The 21,824-nt window shown below is 28.1% G+C and carries 15 protein-coding genes and 2 pseudogenes; 14 read left to right on the top strand and 3 right to left on the bottom strand.

The features are described 5' to 3' along the window. Nucleotides 1-13: 13 nt before the first annotated feature. Nucleotides 14-1,102 (bottom strand): CinA family protein, encoded by a 1,089-nt coding sequence (locus CINS_RS05600; RefSeq protein WP_039650585.1) that lies wholly within the window; start codon nt 1,100-1,102, stop codon nt 14-16. Nucleotides 1,103-1,199: 97 nt separating this feature from the next. On the opposite strand from CINS_RS05600, the gene ileS reads away from it, so the two are divergent. The 9 genes from ileS (at nt 1,200) to CINS_RS05555 (ending at nt 13,762) form a co-directional block, all read left to right on the top strand. Next, nucleotides 1,200-3,965, top strand: coding sequence for an isoleucine--tRNA ligase (ileS, locus tag CINS_RS05595; RefSeq protein WP_039650584.1), 2,766 nt, complete (start codon nt 1,200-1,202; stop codon nt 3,963-3,965). Nucleotides 3,966-4,064: 99 nt separating this feature from the next. Continuing rightward, nucleotides 4,065-5,429 (top strand): Asp-tRNA(Asn)/Glu-tRNA(Gln) amidotransferase subunit GatA, encoded by a 1,365-nt coding sequence (gene gatA / locus CINS_RS05590; RefSeq protein ID WP_039650582.1) that lies wholly within the window; start codon nt 4,065-4,067, stop codon nt 5,427-5,429. Between the two features lie 9 nt (nt 5,430-5,438). Then, nucleotides 5,439-6,890: an IMP dehydrogenase gene (guaB, locus tag CINS_RS05585; protein WP_039650580.1), complete on the top strand. Its 1,452-nt coding sequence runs from the start codon at nt 5,439-5,441 to the stop codon at nt 6,888-6,890. Beyond that, nucleotides 6,890-7,063 carry an exodeoxyribonuclease VII small subunit gene (locus CINS_RS05580; protein ID WP_039650578.1) on the top strand — a complete coding sequence of 58 codons (174 nt, stop codon included), beginning with the start codon at nt 6,890-6,892 and terminating at the stop codon, nt 7,061-7,063. Before guaB ends, CINS_RS05580 begins: the two co-directional genes overlap by 1 nt. Continuing rightward, entirely contained in the window at nt 7,056-7,835 is a 780-nt protein-coding gene (locus CINS_RS05575; RefSeq protein WP_039650576.1) for a carbon-nitrogen hydrolase family protein, read from the top strand. The genes CINS_RS05580 and CINS_RS05575 overlap by 8 nt, the downstream gene beginning before the upstream one ends. Before the next feature lie 44 nt (nt 7,836-7,879). Continuing rightward, the gene (locus tag CINS_RS05570) at nt 7,880-9,853 is read left to right on the top strand and encodes an LTA synthase family protein (protein ID WP_039650574.1); all 1,974 of its coding nucleotides are present in this window, start codon (nt 7,880-7,882) and stop codon (nt 9,851-9,853) included. Nucleotides 9,854-9,929: 76 nt separating this feature from the next. Continuing rightward, nucleotides 9,930-11,222: a UDP-N-acetylmuramate--L-alanine ligase gene (murC, locus tag CINS_RS05565; protein WP_039650573.1), complete on the top strand. Its 1,293-nt coding sequence runs from the start codon at nt 9,930-9,932 to the stop codon at nt 11,220-11,222. Further along, nucleotides 11,215-11,562 carry a hypothetical protein gene (locus CINS_RS05560; RefSeq protein WP_039650571.1) on the top strand — a complete coding sequence of 116 codons (348 nt, stop codon included), beginning with the start codon at nt 11,215-11,217 and terminating at the stop codon, nt 11,560-11,562. The genes murC and CINS_RS05560 overlap by 8 nt, the downstream gene beginning before the upstream one ends. A 1-nt stretch (nt 11,563) precedes the next feature. Further along, a complete protein-coding gene (locus tag CINS_RS05555; RefSeq protein WP_039650569.1) occupies nt 11,564-13,762 on the top strand; it encodes an endonuclease MutS2 in 2,199 nt (732 codons plus the stop codon). Between the two features lie 23 nt (nt 13,763-13,785). Here the strand turns inward: CINS_RS05555 and CINS_RS08085 are convergent. Both CINS_RS08085 and CINS_RS08000 read right to left on the bottom strand, forming a co-directional pair. Then, nucleotides 13,786-14,156, bottom strand: a pseudogene (locus CINS_RS08085) (methyl-accepting chemotaxis protein); the annotation flags it as partial. Next, nucleotides 14,148-15,761 (bottom strand): annotated as a pseudogene (locus CINS_RS08000) (methyl-accepting chemotaxis protein); the annotation flags it as partial. The pseudogenes CINS_RS08000 and CINS_RS08085, both read right to left, overlap by 9 nt. Nucleotides 15,762-16,024: 263 nt before the next feature. Here CINS_RS08000 and CINS_RS05545 point away from each other — a divergent pair. From CINS_RS05545 to thiF, 5 genes are read left to right on the top strand one after another with little or no spacing between them, the layout of a single operon-like run. Next, nucleotides 16,025-16,618 (top strand): LysE family transporter, encoded by a 594-nt coding sequence (locus CINS_RS05545; protein ID WP_039650567.1) that lies wholly within the window; start codon nt 16,025-16,027, stop codon nt 16,616-16,618. A 6-nt stretch (nt 16,619-16,624) separates the two neighbouring features. After that, nucleotides 16,625-17,725, top strand: a complete 1,101-nt coding sequence (gene dapE / locus CINS_RS05540) for a succinyl-diaminopimelate desuccinylase (protein ID WP_039650564.1) — start codon at nt 16,625-16,627, stop codon at nt 17,723-17,725. 7 nt (nt 17,726-17,732) lie between these two features. Beyond that, nucleotides 17,733-20,846, top strand: a complete 3,114-nt coding sequence (locus CINS_RS05535; protein WP_039650561.1) for a DNA methyltransferase/helicase — start codon at nt 17,733-17,735, stop codon at nt 20,844-20,846. Then, on the top strand, nt 20,836-21,027 hold the full coding sequence (thiS, locus tag CINS_RS05530) for a sulfur carrier protein ThiS (protein ID WP_039650560.1): 192 nt from the start codon (nt 20,836-20,838) through the stop codon (nt 21,025-21,027). Before CINS_RS05535 ends, thiS begins: the two co-directional genes overlap by 11 nt. After that, nucleotides 21,024-21,824 carry a thiamine biosynthesis protein ThiF gene (gene thiF, locus CINS_RS05525; protein WP_126437493.1) on the top strand — a complete coding sequence of 267 codons (801 nt, stop codon included), beginning with the start codon at nt 21,024-21,026 and terminating at the stop codon, nt 21,822-21,824. Before thiS ends, thiF begins: the two co-directional genes overlap by 4 nt.

Here is a 21,824-nt window from a genome sequence, read left to right as displayed (position 1 = left end):
TTTTAATTAAATTTTATATTTCAAAAAATACTTCAGGCTTTAATTTTAACATTAGGCAAAAAGCGGCTAGACATGCTTGTTCTCGTGTGTAATTTCTATTGCCTTGTATGTGAATACATTCTTGCAAAAATGTTCCATCTTTATACATAGCTCCAATATATATGGTACCTGATTTTGTATTTTTATCATCACTATCAGCTACTCCACTAATTGCTAAAGCAAAATCAGGATTTGCTGTTTTAAAAACCCCTTTTAACATAAAATATATACAACGATCTGAATATTCGCCCACGCTTTCTAAAGTGTCATTGCTTACTCCAAGCCAAGCATTTTTTAAACGATTAGAATAAGTAATAAGGGAGCCTTCGTAAATCTTTGAAATTCCAGAAATTTCTGCTAGTTTTGAAGCACACAAGCCAGCTGTACAACTTTCTGCAAAGGAAATCTTTAAATTTTTTTCTAAAAGTTTTTTTGTGACAAAATTTATAGGATTGTTTCCTAAAAATACTTTTGCATTAAATAGTTTAAATACTCCTTTTAAAAATCCTTCTAATTTTCCATATTGGTTAGCATTAGCTCTTATACAGATTAGGTTTTCAAGTAAAGCACTAGAATTTGTTTGAACTTCAAAAGATTTAGTAAGAGTATTAAGTAAAACATTTGCACTCATTTCATCAATATCTAAAAGACAAAAATGTACATAATTTAATTCTGGTTTATTTAAAATTTGAGGTAATTTTGATGTTATGTTAGTATTTAGTAAATTGATATAGCATTCATTTATTTGAGTTAAAAAGCTATTTTTAACACGATTTGATTTTGAAGGAATTAAAGTATCATTTTCTAAAATCAATGCATCATCATCAAGCGTAGCTAGTATTTTTGCTATGGTAGCATAGTATTCATTTACGCAAAAAATGCTTATATACTTAAATTCTTCTGTTAAATTTTGGAGTAAAAAAGGAAGCTCTTTGTCTGGTTTGTTTATAAATTTTATTTCATAAAGCTCTAAAAATTGTTTTTTGTATTCTTCATAAATATAACGCATATAGTTTTCATTGATGATAAGTTCATTGCCAATTACAATGATAAGATGTTTCATAAATTTCCTTTTTTGTAATCATTATAACAAAAAAATAAGTGCAAATTAAAATTATTTTAAGTAAAATTGAACATTTTTATATTTTGAGGTCGATTGTATGGATTATAAAGATACGCTGTTGCTGCCTAATACAACTTTTGCTATGCGTGCAAATTTAGCAGAACTTGAGACTAAACGTTTTGATAAATGGTTTAAAAATAACTATGCTTATGATAAAATGAAGCAAAAAAGACAAAGTGCAAATGAAAATTTTACACTTCATGATGGTCCTCCTTATGCAAATGGGCATTTGCATATTGGTCATGCTTTGAATAAAATTTTAAAAGATATTATTATTAAAATGCATTATTTTCAGGGTAAAAAAGTACGTTTTACTCCAGGATGGGATTGTCATGGACTACCTATAGAACAACAAGTTGAAGTAAAATTAAAAGAAAAAAAACAAAGCTTAAGCAAGAAAGAAATCCGTGAATTTTGTAGACAACATGCTAAGGAATTTGTTGATATACAAAGGGAAGAATTTAAGTCTTTAGGGGTAATTGCTGATTGGAATGAACCTTATTTAACTATGAAAAATGCTTTTGAAGCAGATATCTATAGAGCTTTATGTGAGATTGCTAAAAAAGGACTTTTATTAGAAAGAAGTAAGCCTGTTTTTTGGAGTTGGGCAGCTAAAACAGCTTTAGCTGAGGCTGAGGTAGAATACGAAGATAAGGAAGATTATTCTATATTTGTAGCTTTTAGTTTAGATGAATCTTCATGTAAAAAACTTGGTGTAGTTAATGCAAAGGCAGTTATTTGGACTACTACCCCTTGGACTTTACCTGCAAATCAAGCTATATCTTTAAATCCAAATGAAAAGTATGTTATAACTAAAGATGGTTTTATTTTTGCTAAACCTTTGCTTGAAAATATGATTAATAAACAATTTACCCAAGGTGAAATTCAAAAAGAAGTTATGGGCTATGAATTTGAAAATTTAAGCGCTATTAATCCACTCAACCAAAGAAAATCTACTTTAATTTTAGGTGAACATGTTTTAATGGAAGGTGGAACTGGGCTTGTTCATACTGCACCAGGACATGGTGAGGATGATTATTACGTATGTTTAAAATATAATATTGAAGTAATTATGCCAGTAGATGATGGAGGATGCTATGATGAAACGCTTAGGACTAAAAATCTTTTACCAGAACATTTATTAAATGAATTTATAGGCCTTCATATATTTAAAGCAAATGAGCGTATATTAGAACTTTTAGGAGATGCTTTGCTTGAAAGTTCTAAATTCATACATTCTTATCCTTTCTGTTGGAGAACACATAAACCAGTAATCTATAGAGCTACTAAACAATGGTTTATTTTGATGGATGAAAAAAAGCTTGATGGAAAATCTTTAAGAGAACTAGCATTAGAAGAACTGAGTAAGGTTAAATTTTATCCTGAAAGTGGTATTAAACGTCTTAATTCCATGATAGAGAATCGTCCTGATTGGTGTATTTCAAGACAAAGAGATTGGGGTGTACCTATAGCTTTTTTTAGAAATAAAAATACTAAAGAGATTATTTTTGACGAATCAGTTTTAAATCATTTGATAAATATTTTTGAGAAAAATGGTGCTGATGCATGGTGGGATTTAGAAATAAAAGATTTATTACCACAAAATAGCAATTATAATCCGTGTGATTTAGAAAAAGTTTATGATATTTTAGATGTTTGGTTTGATAGTGGTAGCACTTGGGAGGCTGTTTTAAATTCTAATAGATATGATGCGGGAGAATACCAAGCTTCTATGTATCTTGAAGGAAGTGATCAACACCGTGGATGGTTTCAAAGTTCGCTCTTAATTTCTACAGCCATTAATCACAAAGCTCCTTATAATAATATACTTACTCATGGTTTTACGGTAGATGAAAAAGGTCAAAAAATGAGTAAATCTAAGGGTAATGTAATTTTACCTCAAAATGTTGCTAGAGATTATGGTGTAGAAATTTTGAGATTATGGATTATGTTAAGTGATTATTCTAGTGATTTAAAAATTTCAGATAATATTTTAAAGCAAGTAAGTGAGCAATATAGAAAAATAAGAAACACTATACGATTTTTATTAGCTAACACTAACGATATAGAATTTGTAGAAACTAAGCATTTTACATTCTTAGATAAATGGATTTTAATGCGAGCTAAAATAGCTTTTGAAATATGTGAAAATGCCTTCGAAAAATATGAATTTGCAAAAGGATTTAGTGCTCTTTTAAATTTCTTAAGCGCTGATTTAAGTGGAATTTATCTTGATGTCTGTAAGGATAGATTGTATTGTAATGCTAAGGATAATATTAAAAGAATTAGTGCACAAAGCGCTATGGTATTAATAACTAGAAAACTTTTTTCGCTTTTAGCTCCAAGCTTAACTTATACTATAGATGAAGCATTAGAGCATGCTAACATAGCTATTAAAGAAAATGCAAAAGATGTGTTTGATTTATTGTTAAAAAACGGATTTGATTATGAATTTAAAATTGATGATGAATTATTTATTCAATCAAGAGAAAAATTCTTTGAGATTATTGATGGGTTAAAAAAAGATAAGCTTATAAAATCAACACTAGAATTATCATTGCAAACTAGTGCCAATGAAATTTTAAGTGAAGATTTGGAAGAAATGGCAGATTGGTTTATGGTAAGTTCAGTGGAAAGTTTTGATGATAAAGAAGTCTTGGGCGAATTTGAAGTTAATAAGACAAAATTTAAAATTGTTAAAGCTTCCTTATATAAATGTCCAAGATGTTGGAAATTTTTAGCAAAAGAAGAAGAGTGTTTGTGTCCAAGATGTTATGGGGTTGAAAAAATAAAAAATGTTTGAACAAGCTTTGCCTTTTAGCGTGGTAGTTGTGACTACAATATGTTTTTTATTTGCTACTTTGTTTTTATTTTATATAGTTAGAAAATTTAAGGATAAATGATGGTAACTTTAAAAGAAGCTTTGAAATTTTCGCAAGAAGAAATAGAAAATTTGAAAAAAGAATTAAATTCTAAGGCACAAGCACAAAAGCATATTGGTGCTTATGTCGAGCAATTTTTAAATAAAGATTTAACTAGTTCAGGTTCTGGAATCCCAATAGCAATTAAAGATAACATTAGTGTTAAAGAATGGGAATTAACTTGTGCTTCTAAAATTTTGCAAGGTTATATATCTCCGTATGATGCCACTGCGATAAAAAATTTGAGAAAAAATAATTTTGCTCCTTTTGGAAGATGCAATATGGATGAATTTGCTATGGGTAGTACAAGTGCAACTTCTTTTTATGGAAAAACTTTAAATCCATTTGACAATACTAAAGTTCCTGGCGGGAGTAGTGGGGGAAGCGCTGCTGCGGTAGCTTCTGGAATGGCTTTGGCAAGTTTAGGGTCTGATACAGGGGGTTCAGTAAGACAACCTGCTGCATTTTGTGGTTGTGTAGGATTTAAGCCAAGTTATGGAAGAGTGAGTAGATATGGTTTAGCAGCATATTCTTCAAGTCTTGATCAAATTGGCGTTTTGACGCAAAATGTAGAAGATGCAGCTATTTTATATGATTCTATAGCAGGCTATGATGAAAAAGATAGTACAAGTGCAAATATCGGTTTTGAATCTACTGCTCAAAAATTAAATGCAAATAAAAAATTAAGAATAGCTGTAATCAAAAACTATATAGATCAAACTAATGATGATGTTAAAAAAGCATTATTAGATACCATTGAAATGTTAAAAGCTAATAATCATGAAATTATTTATAAAGATTTGATGGACTCTAAGTTTGATGTGGCAGCATATTATATAATTGCTTCAGCTGAAGCTAGTGCGAATTTAAGTCGTTATGACGGAGTTCGCTATGGCAGAAGAAGTGAGAATAATCAAAATTTAAATGATCTTTATGTTAATAGTAGAAGTGAAGGTTTTGGTGAAGAAGTAAAAAGAAGAATTTTATTAGGAACTTTTGTTTTAAGTAGTGGATATTATGATGCATATTATATTAAAGCGCAAAAAGCTAGAAGATTTATAAAAGAAAAATATGAAGAAATTTTAAATGATTGTGATTTGATTTTTATGCCTGTTGCTCCAAGTGTAGCTTTTGGTTTTAATGATGTTAAAACTCCGGTACAAATGTATTTAGAAGATGTATTTACAATTTCTGTAAATCTCGCAGGACTTGGTGGTATTAGTGTCCCAGTTGCTAAAAATCAAGATGGGCTTAATATTTCAGCTCAATTAATTTGCAAGGCTTATAACGAACAAACTTTGCTTGATGGAGCTTTAAGTTTAGAATATCTAGTTAAAAATAAATAAAGGAAAAATATGAAAATTCTCAAACGCGCTTTAACTTTTGAAGATGTTTTATTGGTTCCGCAATATTCTGAAGTTTTACCAAAAGAAGTAGAAATTAAGACTAAATTGACTAAAAATATTACATTAAATATGCCTTTAGTTTCTGCAGCTATGGATACGGTTACTGAACATAGGGCTGCTATTATGATGGCAAGGCTTGGCGGTATAGGTGTAATCCATAAGAATATGGATATTGCTTCACAAGTAAGAGAAATTAAAAGAGTAAAAAAAAGTGAGAGTGGAGTTATTATGGATCCTATTTATATAGGAGCTAAAGCAAGCGTAAAAGAAGCTTTAGAACTTATGGCAGAATATAGAATTTCTGGGGTTCCTGTGGTAGATGAAAATAAGACTTTAATAGGAATTTTAACTAATCGTGATTTAAGATTTGAGACAAATTTTGATAATTTGGTAGAAAATGTGATGACTAAAATGCCTTTAATTACTGCAAAAAAAGGTTCAACTTTAGATGATGCTGAAAGAATTTTTTCAACAAATAAAGTAGAAAAACTTCCAATTGTTGATGAAAATAATCGTTTAGAAGGTTTAATTACTATTAAAGATCTTAAAAAACGTAAAGAATATCCAAATTCTAATAAGGATTCTTATGGAAGATTAAGAGTTGCAGCTGCAGTGGGAGTAGGTCAACTTGATCGTGTGAGAGCTTTGGTTGAAGCTGAGGTAGATGTTATAGTGATGGATAGTGCACATGGGCATTCTAAAGGGATTATTGATACATTAAAAGCTATTAAGGCTGAATTTAATGTTGATGTAATTGTTGGAAATGTTGCGAGTGCAAAAGCGGTTAAAGATCTTTGTGAGGCTGGTGCTGATGCTATTAAGGTAGGTATAGGACCTGGTAGTATTTGTACCACACGTATAGTTTCAGGTGTGGGTGTGCCTCAAATTTCAGCCATAGATGAATGTGCGATAGAAGCAAGTAGATATGATGTACCAGTGATTGCCGATGGAGGTATAAAATACTCAGGTGACATAGCAAAAGCTATTGCAGCAGGAGCAAGTAGCGTGATGATAGGATCACTTTTAGCGGGAACTGATGAAAGTCCTGGTGAGCTTTTTACGTATCAAGGAAGACAATATAAAAGTTATAGAGGTATGGGAAGCTTAGGTGCTATGCAAAAAGGAAGCTCTGATAGATATTTTCAAGAAGGGACAGCGCAAGATAAACTTGTTCCAGAGGGTATTGAAGGTAGAGTGCCTTATGTGGGAAGTATTAAAAGTGTAGTTCATCAACTTTTAGGCGGTCTTAGGTCTTCTATGGGATATGTTGGAGCTGCAAATATTAAAGCTTTTCGAGAAAAAGCTGAATTTGTAGAAATTACTGCAGCAGGATTAAAAGAAAGTCATGTACACGATGTTACTATTACTGCTGAAGCGCCAAATTATAAGGTAAGTAATTAATGGAATTTGAAAAATTTTTACAACAAGCTGAAGCTTCTTTAGAAAAGCTAAATGATAAAGATTTAAAGCTTCAAGCATGTATTGAAATTTATAAAGAAGGTCTAAAAAATATACAAGCAGCAAGAGAACTTCTAGACAAAGCAAAATTAGAAATAGAGCAGATTGATGAGTAGTATTGTTGCTTTACAATTTCCTACTTTAGCATTGAGCGAATCAAGACTTGATTATTATTTAAAAATTGCTAAAGATAATGGTGCGAATTTGGTAGTTTTAGGTGAATATGTTTTAAATAGCTTTTTTACTGAGCTTATTACTATGCCAAAATCAATGATAAAAGAGCAAAGTGAGAGTAAAAAAGAAAGTTTAATTCGTTTAGCAAATAAATATGATTTAGAAATTATCGCTCCCTTTGTGAGTGTAGATGCTAAAGGTTGTCGTAAATTTTGTCTTAAGGTATCTTCTAAAGGTGTTAAAAACTATGAGCAACAAATTTTAATGCCTTATGCACACTGGAATGAGGATAAATTTTTTCAAAATAAAAAAAATGAACATATTAAGCTTTTTACTTTTAGCTATGAAAATTTAAAATGTGCTTTGCTTTTTGGATTTGAGGCACATTTTGATATTTTTTGGCAGATGATTATGAAAAAAAAGATAGACTTAGTTATTATTCCTACAGCTAGTACTTTTGAGAGTAATCAAAGATGGTTAGAGCTTTTAAAAACTAGAGCTTTTTTAAATTCAACAAATATTTTAAGAGTTAATCGCATTGGTAAGCTTAAAGATGGTTGGAATTTTTATGGTGATACTTTCTTTATCAATGCTTTTGGGGAGGTGCAAGATAGGCTTACAGATAAGGAAGAGATGCTAATTGTGGAACCTCAAAAAGCTGATGAAGCAAGAAAAGTTTGGGAATTTGAAAAAATAATTAGGAATTTTTTATAAATTTTTAAAACAACAAAATTGTTTAAGTATTAATGAGGTTTTTTATGAGAAAAGTTTTATTACAAATTTCCATTTTTAGTGTTTTATTTTCTATTGTTTTTGCTTTAAATCGTTTTTTAATGCAAGTGGATTTTATTCCGGAGAATTTATCAACTTCAAGTGAAATTGTTATGATGTATTCTTTGGGATTATTTCATGATATAAGATTTTTAAGTGCTATCTTTTTGCCGCTTTTATTATGTGGATTTTTTACTTTATTTTTTTGTAATATAAAAAATCAAAAATTGACGATGCAAGGAAAGAAGTTTTATTTTATTTTTTCTAATATCTACGTAATTTTTGTTGCTGTGTTAAGTATAGGATTTTCTTATGCAAAATACTATTATTATGAAATTTATAAAAGTAAATTTGATATTTTTCTTTTTAGTGTAAAAGATGAAAACACTCAAGCTATTTATGATATCATCATCTCTGATTATCCTTTGATAAAAATTACTTTAATAATGATTGTTTTTTGTGCGTTTTGTGTATTTATTAATACAAGAATTTTAAATTTAAAATTAAAACCCATAAAATTCAAAATGCCAACTTTAATTTTTTTAAATATTGTATTGGTATGTGTTTATATTGTAGCTCTAAGAGGACCTTTTAAACATGTTGCCATTAATGTACAAAATTATTCCTTTAGTGAATTTAAGGTTATAAATGATGTAATGTTAAATCCTGTTATGGCTTTTAGTTGGGCTTATAAACAATATAAAGAAGAAGAAAAAATGAATTTTATCACTCATACGCAAGCTGAAAATTTGCAAAATGAGCTTTTTATGTATTGGTCAAAGAGTCCTCATAATGAATACGCTAAAAATTTCCGTCCTAGTATTTTTATAAATTTTATGGAAAGTTTTGGCTGGAATTTGGCAGATTTTAAAGATGAAGAGCATAATTATTTAGGTGCTTTAGATAGACATTTTAAACAAGATTTTGTTTTTCAAAAATTTTTAAGTTCCACTAATGGAACTATTCCAAGCTTTGCAAATTTATTTTTTCTTAGTCCTTTTGCAAATATTTCAACAAGTAAATTTCAAAAAACATATTTAAAATATACTCCTATAGAACTTTATAAGCAGCAAGGTTATAAAATTATTTTTGTGAGTGCTGGTAATGGTGCTTGGCAAAATATAAGAAGTTATTTAAGTGTACTAGGTGTTGATGAAATCATAGATGAAAATATTTTAATAAGAGAATTTAATGGTGCTAAAGAAAGTGAAAATGGTTATGGAGTAGCTGATGAATTTTTATATAAAAAAGTTTATGATTTATTAGAAAAAAATCCACATAATACTTTAATTATATCTCTTACTATCTCAAATCATCCACCATACAAGATATCACATTTTGATGAAAATATTTTAAAAAATACCCACAAAGGATTATTAGATTTACTTCCTTATAATGAGGAAAAACAAAATAACATTATAAAAGCTTACACTTATGCTAATGATGAATTTGGAAAGTTCTTAGATAAAATTAAACAAAGCTCTTTTAAAGATAGTGTTATTATAGCAGCTACTGGTGATCATCGTGTAAGAGAAATGAGTATGGATGCAAAAACCCAAAAAGCTTTTGCATATAGTGTACCTTTTTATCTTTATGTGCCTAAGAATTTACAAAAAGATATATATTATGATAAAAATCGTATTGGCTCGCATAAGGACATTTTTCCTACTTTGTATGCTCTTAGCTTAGATAATGTAGATTATTTGAGTTTGGGTGGTAAAAGTATGCTAAGAACTCCAAGTGATAAAAAACTTGAATTTGGTTTTAATGATGTTGTATGGGTGGATGAAAACGGAGTGTATCCTGTAAATAGTTTTAAAGGTTATCGCTTTGAAAAAAATACAAGTTTGAAAGATACAAATGAAGCTTTTGATTTGGATTCTTATCATAAAGATTTTGCAAAAAAATATCAAGAATTAAATTTTTATTTTCTAGGAATTCGTTTAGGATTAATAGAATAAATATTTTAGCTATATTTTATTTTTAGTAAATAAATGATAGAATTTTGCCTTAAATTTTGAAAAATTTGAGGCAATAATGCAAAAAGTTCATTTTATAGGTATAGGTGGTATTGGAATTTCAGCTTTAGCGAGATTTTTAAAAGAACAAGGCTTTAAAATTAGTGGTTCTGATATCAAAGAAAGTAAAACTACAAAAGAATTAGAAAAAGAAGGCATAAATATAAAAATTCCTCATCATAAAGACAATGTTAAAGATGTGGATTTAGTAGTATATTCAGCTGCTATTAAAGAAGACAATGAAGAGTTAATTAGCGCAAAAAATCAAAATATTACAACACTTTCAAGAAAAGAAGCCTTGCCTATGATTTTAAAAGATAAAAGAGTTTTTGCAGTTGCGGGAGCTCATGGAAAAAGCACGACTTCAAGTATTTTAGCAAGCTTAATAGAAGCTTCTGTAATCATTGGTGCGGTTTTAAAAGAAAGTGGCACCAATATGCTTTATAAGGAAAGTGAAAATCTCATTTTTGAAGCTGATGAAAGTGATAGTTCTTTTTTAAATTCAAATCCATATTTAGCTATAGTTACTAATGTGGAAGCAGAGCATTTAGACCATTATGGAAATGATCTTGCAAAATTACACAAGGCTTATGAGGACTTTTTGCATTTGTCTAAAATTCAAGTGATTAATGCTGAAGATGAATTTTTAGCAAGTTTAAATTTAAATAATGCTAAAAAGCTTTATCCTAGTAAAGATATTACAAATATTTATATGAAAGTAGAAGATTTCAAACCTAGAACTTATTTTACACTTAAAAATTTAGGAGAATTTAGCGTTTTTGGTATGGGCGAACATATGGCAATGGACGCTGCTTTGGCTATTTTGGCTGCAAGTGAATTTTTAAACACAGAACAAATTCGTAAAAAAATACATAATTATCAAGGTATTAAGAAAAGGTTTGATATTTTATTTGCAAATGATAAAATGGCTTTGATTGATGATTATGGACATCATCCAACTGAAATTAAAACCACTTTAAAAGCGGCTAGTGAGTATGCAAGATTAGCTGGATATAAAAAAAATATAGCCATTTTTGAGCCCCATCGCTATACTCGCTTAAATGCTAATATAGAGTATTTTAGTGAAGTTTTAAGAGAAGTTGATGAGCTTTATATTCTGCCTGTATATGCAGCAGGAGAATCTAAAATAGAAATTAATATGCAAAAATATTTCCCAAAAGCCAAATTCATAAAAGAAATTAAAAGAGAGCAAAGTGTTATTTACCTTGATGATATCTTGATTGAAAGTGGCTTGGTTATTGGTTTTGGTGCAGGTGATATAAGTACAAAACTCAGGGGAAAATATGTTTAAAATTATCTTGTATGTTTTAGTTTTTTTTGTGGTTTTGCTTTTTTTTGTATTTTTGCGTAAAAAAATTGGCAAGATCGGTAATTATCTTTTAGTTTTAATATTGATTTTGGCTACTATTTTTGCAATTAAATTTGAGCTAAGTGCTACAAGAAGTGGAGTTGTAAAAAAAGAAATACTTAATGCATTTTTACAAGGACAAAGTTTAAAATGTAAAGATATCAATATAAGCAAAGAATATTTTAATTTTGAACATGGAACGCAGAGTTTTATTTCAAATGGTAAAAATAAACAATTTAAAGCTTTGATTTTTGATATTAAAGAATGCCAGTTGGTTCGATAAAATGCAAGAGCAATTTTTTAAAAAACTTGATCTAGATATTTATATAAAAGACTTTAAAAATTTATTTGCTAGAGATAAAGAGATATTTTTGCAAGGCGATAGCAAGCTTCATTTTAAAAGGATTAATGAACTTTGTTTGATAGATTTTACTCCACCGCCAATAATTGGGAATTTAAATACTGCATTAACTCATCTTAGCAAACAAGGAATTTTACATTTAAATCAAAGCTTTGAATTTATAAAAATTTGTATGTATTTTAATTATTTAAAAGGTTTAAAATTCGATGAAAGTTTAAGAGAATGGCTTTTAAAAATAGAAATTCCACAAAGCATTATAGAATTTATAGAATATTTTGATGAAAAAGGTGAAATTAAAGAAAGTATTGATGAGAGACTTATTAATTTAAATTTAGCACTAAAAATGAAAAAAGAAAGCTTGGTGGCTGAATTTAAAAAACTTACTTATACAAAAAATCTTAGTGCGTATTTAATAGATACTCAAGTTCATCTCATAAATGGTATGGAAGCTTTACTTTTGCGTGGTGGATTTAACCATGCTTTAAAAGCTAAAATTATAGGTAGAAGTAGCAGTGGTGGTTTTTATGTAGTACCTTTAAGTGTAGAAAAAATTCAAAGTCAAATTGATGAGATAAAAGATGCAAAAGAAGAAATTTTTTATGAATATGCTAAAAAAATTAGTTTAATTTTTTATAAAAATTTGATGTTTTTAAAATTTATTAATCAAGCTTTTGATTTATTTGATCATTATAGCGCTAGGGTTTTGATGGCTAAGAAAAATGATTTTGAATTTGTTTTAACAGATAATTCTAGTAATTTAAAATTATATAATTTTGCACACCCAGCTTTAAAAAATGCAAAGAGTGTGGATGTAAATTTTTCTCAAAAGGTATTGATTATTACAGGGGTTAATGCAGGCGGTAAATCGATGCTTTTAAAAGGTATTTTAAGCGCTGCTTTACTTGCTAAATACTTGCTTCCTATGAAGATTAATGCTCAAAAAAGTCAGATAGGAAATTTTAAAGAATTTGATGCAATTTTAGAAGATCCTCAAAATGTAAAAAATGATATTTCTACTTTTGCAGGAAGAATGTTGCATTTTTCTAAACTTTTTAATAAAAAAAATATTTTACTAGGTATAGATGAAATAGAGCTTGGAACAGATTTTGAGGAAGCTGCATGTTTATATAATGAGTTAATTACGCATTTAATTAAGCATGATAATAAAATTATAATTACCACTCATCATAAGCGTCTTGCTATGCTTTTGGCTAAAAATTCACAAGTAGAACTTTTAGCAGCTTTGTATGATGAAGAGCTTTCAAGGCCAAAATATGAGTTTTTAAAAGGTACTATAGGTAAATCTTATGCTTTTGAAACAGCTTTAAGATATGGAATAAGTGCTAATTTAGTACAAAATGCTAAAAAACTTTATGGAGAAGATAAAGAGAATTTAGAAGAAATGGTAAGTAAAAATATTAATTTAGAGCTTAGCTTGCGTAAGAAAAGTCAGGAACTTGAAATGAAAGAAGTTAAAGTTGATGAAATTTTACTTTCACTTAAAGATCAAAAAGAAAAAAATGAACAAGAATTTAAAAAACTTATTTCGAATTTAGAATTTAAATATCATCAAGCCATACAAGAAGCTAAAAAAACCATTAGTCTTAAAGATACTAAAGAAAAACAAAGAAGTTTAAATAAAGCAAATGAATTTAAAAAAAGTATTATTCTACCGAGTATGGAACAAAACGAAGAATTTAGAGTAGGAGATTTTGTAAAATACGAAAAAATTAAAGGAAAAATTACAGCTATTTCAAAAAATGATGTAATGATTCAAAGTGATGGGCTGAGTTTGCGTGTACCGCTAAAACTTCTTAAAAAGAGTAATCAAATTCCTACACAAAAGGTAAAATCAAGTATAAATATAACACGTCCAAATACTTTAAATATGACTTTAGATTTACATGGACTTAGAAGCGATGAGGCTATAGAAAGGCTTGATAAGTTTATTTCAGATGCACTTATAGCTGGTTTTGATGAGGTTGTGGTGTATCATGGCATAGGCACAGGAAAATTAGCTTTTGCGGTGAGAGAATTTTTAAAAGCTCATAAAAGCGTAAAAAGTTTTAGCGATGCGCCATTTAATCAAGGTGGATTTGGCGCTAAGGTAGTTAAGCTTTGATTTTCTAATGAGAGTAAATCTCATTAGAATTCTTTTTTGTTAACATCTTCTAAAATTTCGTTAGCTATTTTTGAAACATTATTACTAATTTTAGAAGTAGAAAGAGAAATATCAAGATTGGTTTGAGTATTAAGTTCTAATTCTGAAATTCTTTCATTGATATGATTTATGCCTTTAGATTGCTCTGCGATTGAACCTACGATTTCATTGATAGATTGGGTAAGTAAATTGGTATTTGCATCAATTTCATCAAGACTTTTTTGTGTTCTTTCAGCTAAATTTCTAACTTCATCAGCGACAACTGCAAAGCCGCGTCCATGTTCTCTCCAGCACGAGCTGCTTCAATAGCTGCATTTAAAGCTAAAAGATTGGTTTGTTCGGCTATTTCTTTTATGACACTAACTATTTTTGTAATATCCTCACTTTGTTGTATAATATTTTCTCCTCTTTGATTCATATGAGTCATTGAATTTGCTATTTGTTCTACAGCGCTTGATATGGAACCTAAAGATTTTACTTGTTGTTGTGAGCTTTGTTCTAATTGCATGATTGAATCATTAAGATTTTGACTATGAATGTTTAAAGCATCGGCTAGCTCTTTTGAGGTAACTAGCATCTTGGCTATATTATGTATGAGGGTATTAACATCTTTTTCTATACCAACAGGAGTTGTAATTTGCACTTTAAAATTTTCTTTTTCTACTTGTTTGAATGTTTCTAAAATTCTAGAAAGATCTGTAGTAATGGTTTCACATAATGTTGCACTCATTTCATTAATGGAAGTTTTGAGTGTATTAAGACTAGGATTTTTTGATTTAAAAATCAACATTTTTCCAAATCGACCTTCTTTTGCTTCATTAGCTATCGTGTTAATATCTTCTTGTATGGCATGTTCTTGATCTCTTAATTTTTGTATTTCGTTTATATTCTCATCGATATAATTAGCCATTTGCTTAAATTCATCTTGAGTTTTAATAATAATAGGTGAATATTTCTTTTCTTCATAATTAAGATATCTGAAAAAATTTGCTAAATTAGATTTCAAATCTTTTAATGGAGTGAGTAGATAAGATATAGTAAGGTAGATTATACTTAGCAATATAACAAAACCTATTAAAAACCATATAAAATTTTTAACAGCAATATATTTTAATTCTTTTGTGTAGTCATTATAAGAATTTGTCAAACAAATATTCCAACCTATATTGCTTATCCCACAAGTTGCGAGCCTTTCATCATTATCTAAGGAAGAGTGGTATTTAAAAGCTTTATCTTTATGTATTTCATATCCATCTTTTAAAGCTTTAATAAAAGGTTTTCCAGCCTCATCTAAAATATATTTTCCAGGTGTTACATAAAATAAATCTTCAAAAACAAGAACTCTAGCCGATTGTGAAAATTTAAATTTATTAATAGCATTGCTAAAAACATCTAAGGGTAAATCTCCAGAAATAATACCTATAAGTTTATTTTTTGAGTCAAAGACAGGTTGTGAAAATCCTAAGGTTAAAGCATTGCTAACAACATCAACAAATGGTTTTGTAATTACTGTATTTTTTTCCTGTATAGTTTGTTTAAACCAAATTCTATCTTTTGGATTAAATTTGGTTCCATCTGGATTTAGTAAAATTACTGCATCGGCATAATTATTTGATTTACTACTGATAATCAAATCACCACTATCAACATAAGTAAAATAAAAATTATAAAATCCAGAAGATCTGGCTATATTTTGAATAAAACTATATATTCTTGAACTTTGATAAATATTAGGATCAAGTTGTAGTGTGTTTGCTGCTTCTATTAAAACTTGTTTTTCTCTGTCTAAATAATTATTTGTATAAGTTAATACAGATTGCAAGGCAAACTCCCGACTTTCATTTGATTTTTGTTGAAAGATATTAACACTATCAAGATAACTAAATACTCCAAAAAATGTAAAAATTACAAATAATGCTATTGAAAGAACTGCTATAATTTTTGTTTTTAAACTATTCATAAAACAAACTCCTTTTTATTTTTATTAGATACTTTACAAATAATACAAATATAATCTTAAAAAAGATTTCTATTAATTTTTAATTTATAAAATCGTTTTTTTTATTTGATTTTTGTTACCACTTTATACATTTAATCTTTTTTTTAAATTAATATTACTTCAATGATATTTTAGATAGTATAATCATCACAAAATAACTTTTAATCAAATCAATTTTTAGTTTAAGATTTAGTTAAATTTAAATCAAGGAAAATATAAAATATATGTTAGAAATTTTTTTAAATGGTCTAATTTTAGGTATGGCAGTGTCAGTTCCCTTTGGACCTGTAAATATTTTGATTTTAAATACGGCTTTATCATCTTTTAAAAGTGCTTTTTATATAGGTTTTGGAGCCTTAAATGCTGATATATTATTTTTAATTTTGATTAATTTTGGAGTTTTAAACTTTATAGATAATGAAATTTTTCATAAAATATTAGCTATTTTTGGTTTTTTATTTTTAAGTTTTATGGTGTTTTTAATGCTTAAAAATACAAAAAAAATTAATTTAAATCAAATTTATAAAACTCACCCGATAAAAGGCTTTGCTAAAGGATTTTTTCTTAATCTAACAAATCCTTATGTGATAGGTTTTTGGGTGAGTGTAGCAGGACTTAGTGTGCAGAGTGAAAATTCTTTTGCTTTGCTTTGCGGATTGGTAGGTTTTATTATTTTTTGGATCTTTGCTTTAGCTTTTTTTGTGTCTAAATTTAAAACTTTAGTAAAAAATAAACATATTTTTTATATTAATTTCTTTTCAGCAATTATTTTAGAGTATTTTGCTCTTTCTTTATTATACAAAGCATTTATAGGATAAAACATTATGCAAGTAGTAAATTTTTTAAAAGAATTAACTAAATTTAAGTCTATTACTCCAGATGATGATGGCGCATTAAATTATATCGCAGTGGAGCTTAGCGATTTTGAGGCTTTTTTTATAGAAAAAGAAGGGGTAAAAAATCTTTTGCTTACTAAAAAATTTAGTGATGTTGGCGAGCATTTAGCTTTTGGAGGGCATGTTGATGTTGTGCCACCAGGAGATGGTTGGAGTAATGATCCTTTTATTCCTTTAGAAAAAGATGGCTTTATTTACGCAAGAGGGGCTCAAGATATGAAAAGTGGCGTAGCAGCCTTTGTTAATGCAATTAAAGATGCTGATTTTAAAGGTTCAAGGCTAAGCATTATTCTTACGAGCGATGAAGAAGGTGAAGCAAAATATGGCACTTTAGAGGTACTTAAATTTATGCAAGAAAAAGATCTTTTACCAGATTTTGCAGTAGTAGCTGAACCAACTTGTGATAAAAAATTTGGAGATAGTATTAAAATAGGTCGTCGCGGATCAATTAATGGTATTTTGCGTATTAAAGGTAAACAAGGACATGTAGCTTATCCGCAAAAATGTACTAACCCTGTGCATAATTTTGCTGCGTCTTTAAAGTTTTTAGCTGGATTTGATTTAGATCCAGGAGATGAGGCTTTTTTGCCATCAAAAATAGTTATTACAGATATAAGAGCTGGAATGGAAGTGACAAATGTAACACCTAGCGAATTGAAAATTATGTTTAATATTCGCAATTCTTTACAAACTAGTTTAGAAGATGTACAAAATTATATAGAAAAAATTTGCGAAGGGCTTGATTATGAGTTTTCTTTAAATCAAAGCTCTAAACCATTTTTAACTGATGCAAATAGCAAAATTGTGCAAAAATTAAACGAAAGTGTGCAAAAAATTACTTCTGTAGTGCCAGAATTTAATACTAAAGGAGGCACAAGCGATGCAAGATATTTTGCTGAGTTTGGAGTTAAAGTAGTAGAATTTGGAGTTTGTAATGACACAATTCACGCAGTTGATGAAAGAGTGAGTATAGAAGAGCTTGAAAAATTATATTTAGTTTTTAAAGATTTACTAGAGAATTTTAACTAGGAAAAATATGGATATATTTAAAAAATATACAAGTGAAATTCAAGTAATTTTTGGGGCAAAAAATTATAATGAACACAGCTTTAGAACTTGTTTTGAAAATTTGCTTAATGAGCTAAAACCCAAAGAGATAAAAATTATCCATGAGCCAAAAAGTGAAAAAGGACAAGGTTCTATAAGACCTGATTTTAAAACCTATAAACTCATAGATAAAGAAAAAGAGTTAAGTTATAATCATTTAATAGGCTTTATAGAGTGTAAAAATTTAGATGTAGATTTAAATTTACATTTAAAAGGAAATCAACTTAGCAAATATTTGCAAATTTCACCTAATATCATTTTTACAAATTACAAACGCTTTATGCTTTTTTCTTTTGAAAAAGTTGTTTTTGATATCAATTTACTCGATGATAGTTTAAATTTAAAAGAAGAAAATATAAGTATATTTAAAAACCTTTTAAAAGCTTATTTTGATGACAATAGCACCACCATTAAGTCAAAACAAGAACTAATAAAAGTTTTAAGTACGCAAAGCTTTTATCTTAGTAGTGCTTTAAAAATTTCTTTTGATGAAAGTGATGTAAATTCTTCTTTTAGAAGATTCTTTCAAAAAACAAAAGATACTTTTGAAAGTATAGAAAAGATAGATTTGAAAGATGAAGAATTTTGTGATATTTTAGCTCAAGCTATAGTGTATGGAATTTTTGTTTCTTATATAGAAAATGATGATTATGATTTAGAAAAAATCCCTATAGAAAATTTTATTTCATTTTTGCCTAGCACTTTTAGAACCTTAAGTGAATTTGTGTATTTTGCTGTGCCATCTTTTTCTTTGCCGCAAGATATTAAATATACTTTAGAAAATATCAAAAAAACTCTATCTTTGATAGATAAAATCGCCCTTTGTGGTATTTTAAATCAAGATTTAGAAAGCATAAGTATATATTTGTATGAAGATTTTTTAAAAGCTTATGATGATTTAAGAGCTACGCAAAAGCGTAAAGAAGGTGGTGTTTTTTATACCCCAAAAAGTATTGTAGATATGATAGTTTCATCTCTTGATGAGCTTTTAAAAACTAAATTTGGTAAAAATAAAGGCTTTAATGATGAGAGTGTAAAAGTGCTTGATTTTGCGACAGGCACAGGAAGCTTCTTAGCCAGTGTTTTTGAAAAAATTATTTCCAAAGAAAGTGAAGTTTTTAAAAATGAAGCTATAAAAAATAAATTTTTAAAAGATATTTATGGCTTTGAGCTTTCTTTTGTGCCTTATATCGTAGCAAGATTAAAACTAGGGCAAATTTTAAGAAAAAATGGCTTTAAGGATTTTAGCGAAGCTGATTTTCAAATTTTTCTTAATAATACTTTAGACTTAGAAAAAAATGCAAATTTTGATATGTTTATGCCTTTGGAAAATTTAGATACAGAGTGGAAAAAAGCAAGAGATGTTAAGCACGATAAAAATTTACTTGTGATTTTAGGAAATCCTCCTTATAATGCAAAAAGCAAAAACAAAGGCAAAGAAATATTGGAGCTTTTGCAAACTTACAAACAAGGCTTAAATGAAACAAAGATAAATTTAGATGATGATTACATTAAATTTATGCGTTTTGCGCAGTGGAAATTATTAGAGCAAAAAAGAGCTAATATCTTTGAAAACAATACAGGCTTAATGGGATTTATCACCAACAATTCTTTTTTAAATGGAAAAACTCATAGAAAAATGAGAAAAAGTTTATATAAAAGTTTTGATGAAATTTATATATTAAATTTACACGGAAGCGATAAAGATGCTAAAAACGATGAAAATGTTTTTGATATAAAAATAGGCGTTTGTGTAAGTTTATTTGTAAAGCATAAAGACAAGCCAAGTGATGGTGCTAAAGTATTTTATTATTCTACAAGTGAAAATAATATCTTTTTACGAAAAGAAAAATTCGCTCTTTTAGATGAGATCAAACAAAATGGTTTAAATGCTATCAAATGGCAAGAATTAAGCTTAGATGAGCCTTATTTTTGGTTTATCAAAAAAGAATTTGAAAATGAAGAATATGAAAATTTTTGGGCTTTAGCAAGTGATAAAGCTTTAGGTGATAAAAAGGCTATATTTTTAAATTATAATAGTGGTATAGAAACTCAAAAAGATAATATAGCTATACAACTAAACAAACAAAGTATGGAAAATGTTTTAAATGATTTTAAAAATTTAAATAGTATTGATTTAATAAAAAAATATGATTTAGAAGACTCAAGAGATTGGAAAATTTCTAACTCCATTAATGCTGCAAAAAATAATCTTGGAAAAATAAAATGTATAGCTTATCGTCCATTTGATATAAGATGGACTTTTTATACTAATGAGTCAAAAAGTTTTATAGCTTATCCTAGATATGAAGTTATGCAACATTTTATAGATAAAGAAAATTTAGGACTTTGTTTTTCTAAGGTATTAAATAGTAATTATTATGCACATACTTTTATTTTAAACAATATAGCAGAAAGAGGCATTATAAGCTCCAAAACAAGTGAAAATGCTTATATAGTACCACTTTATCTTCATGATGAAAATGATGAAAAAATTCCAAATTTCACAAATGAATTTTTAGCCTACAAAGAAAATCATAAGGTTTTAAAAGATAAAAGCCCTGAGGAAATTTTGTATTTTATCTATGCAAGTTTATATGATCCAAAATATAGAACAAAATACTTAGAGTATTTAAAAACAGGCTTTGCTAGGATAAATTTTGAAGTAGATAAAAATACTTTTAATGAATTTGTTAAATTTGGTAAAGAGCTTGTGAATTTGCATTTATTTAAAGAAAATTTAGATGATGATATAGATTTTATCTTTTTAAAAGAAGATAAAAGAGCAAATTTCAAGATCAAAAAATACCAAGAAAAAGATCGTTTTGTAGAAAATAAAATCATTTTAAATGAAGATTTAGCTATAAAAAATATCAATGATGAAATTTGGCAATTTACTATAGGTGGTTATCAAGTCATAAAACAATGGCTAAAATACCGCAATGATTATGAATGCTCTAAAGAAGAATTAGAACATTTGTTAAAAATATGCAAGGTTATAAAAGAAACTATAAGAATTCAAAAGGTTTTAAATGATTATTAATGGACAAAAACTTGAGTTAAAAGAACTTAAGTTTATGGACTATGTGAAAGAAAAGAAGCTAAAAATAGAATTTATCGCTTTGGAATTAAATGGAAAAATTATCCCAAAGGATGAATTTGAAGCTTTAATTTTAAAAGAAAATGATAAAGCAGAGATTGTAACTTTTGTAGGAGGTGGCTGATGAGAATTAAATTTAATGGCAAAGAACTTGAGACAAAGTTCAAAACTAGCTTAGAGTTTTTTCAAAGTATAAGTAAAAATGAAAATGATGTGTGGATAGTGAATGGCTTTGCTACTAAGGAAAATTTAAATTTAAATGAGAATGATGAGCTTTTTTGTATAGAAAAAAATATTATGCCTCCAAAAGATGCACTTGATGCTATGATGAGAGCACGCCATACTCCAAAACTTCACGATAAATTAAAAAAAGCAAGTGTTGCAATTTGTGGTCTTGGGGGACTTGGCTCGCATATAGCTATAAATTTAGCAAGAAGTGGAGTTGGAAGACTTCACTTGATAGATTTTGATGTGGTTGAACCTAGTAATTTGAATCGTCAAGCTTATATGGTAGAAGATTTAGGTAAATTTAAAAGTGATGCCTTAAAAGAACAAATTAGTAAAATTAATCCTTTTATAGAAGTATTTTCTCAAAATCTTAAAATAGAAAAAGAAAATATAGCTCAGCTTTTTATAGATGATGATATAGTTTGCGAGGCTTTTGATAGTGCTAAATATAAAGCTATTTTGGCACAAAATTTTCATAAATATTTTGATAAAATTTTAATTTGTGGATCTGGACTTGCAGGGTATGGAGATAGTAATTCCATACAAACTAAAAAAATTGCTAAGAATTTTTATGTGTGTGGAGATTTAAAAAGTGAAGCAAAACCAGGATCTGGACTTATGGCACCACGTGTAAATATTTGTGCGGGACATCAAGCTAATTTAGTTTTAGAACTTTTAGCACAAAGGGAATAA

This window comes from Campylobacter insulaenigrae NCTC 12927 (genome assembly GCF_000816185.1).
Taxonomy (GTDB): domain Bacteria; phylum Campylobacterota; class Campylobacteria; order Campylobacterales; family Campylobacteraceae; genus Campylobacter_D; species Campylobacter_D insulaenigrae.
This window is presented reverse-complemented; position numbering and strand designations above follow the sequence as displayed.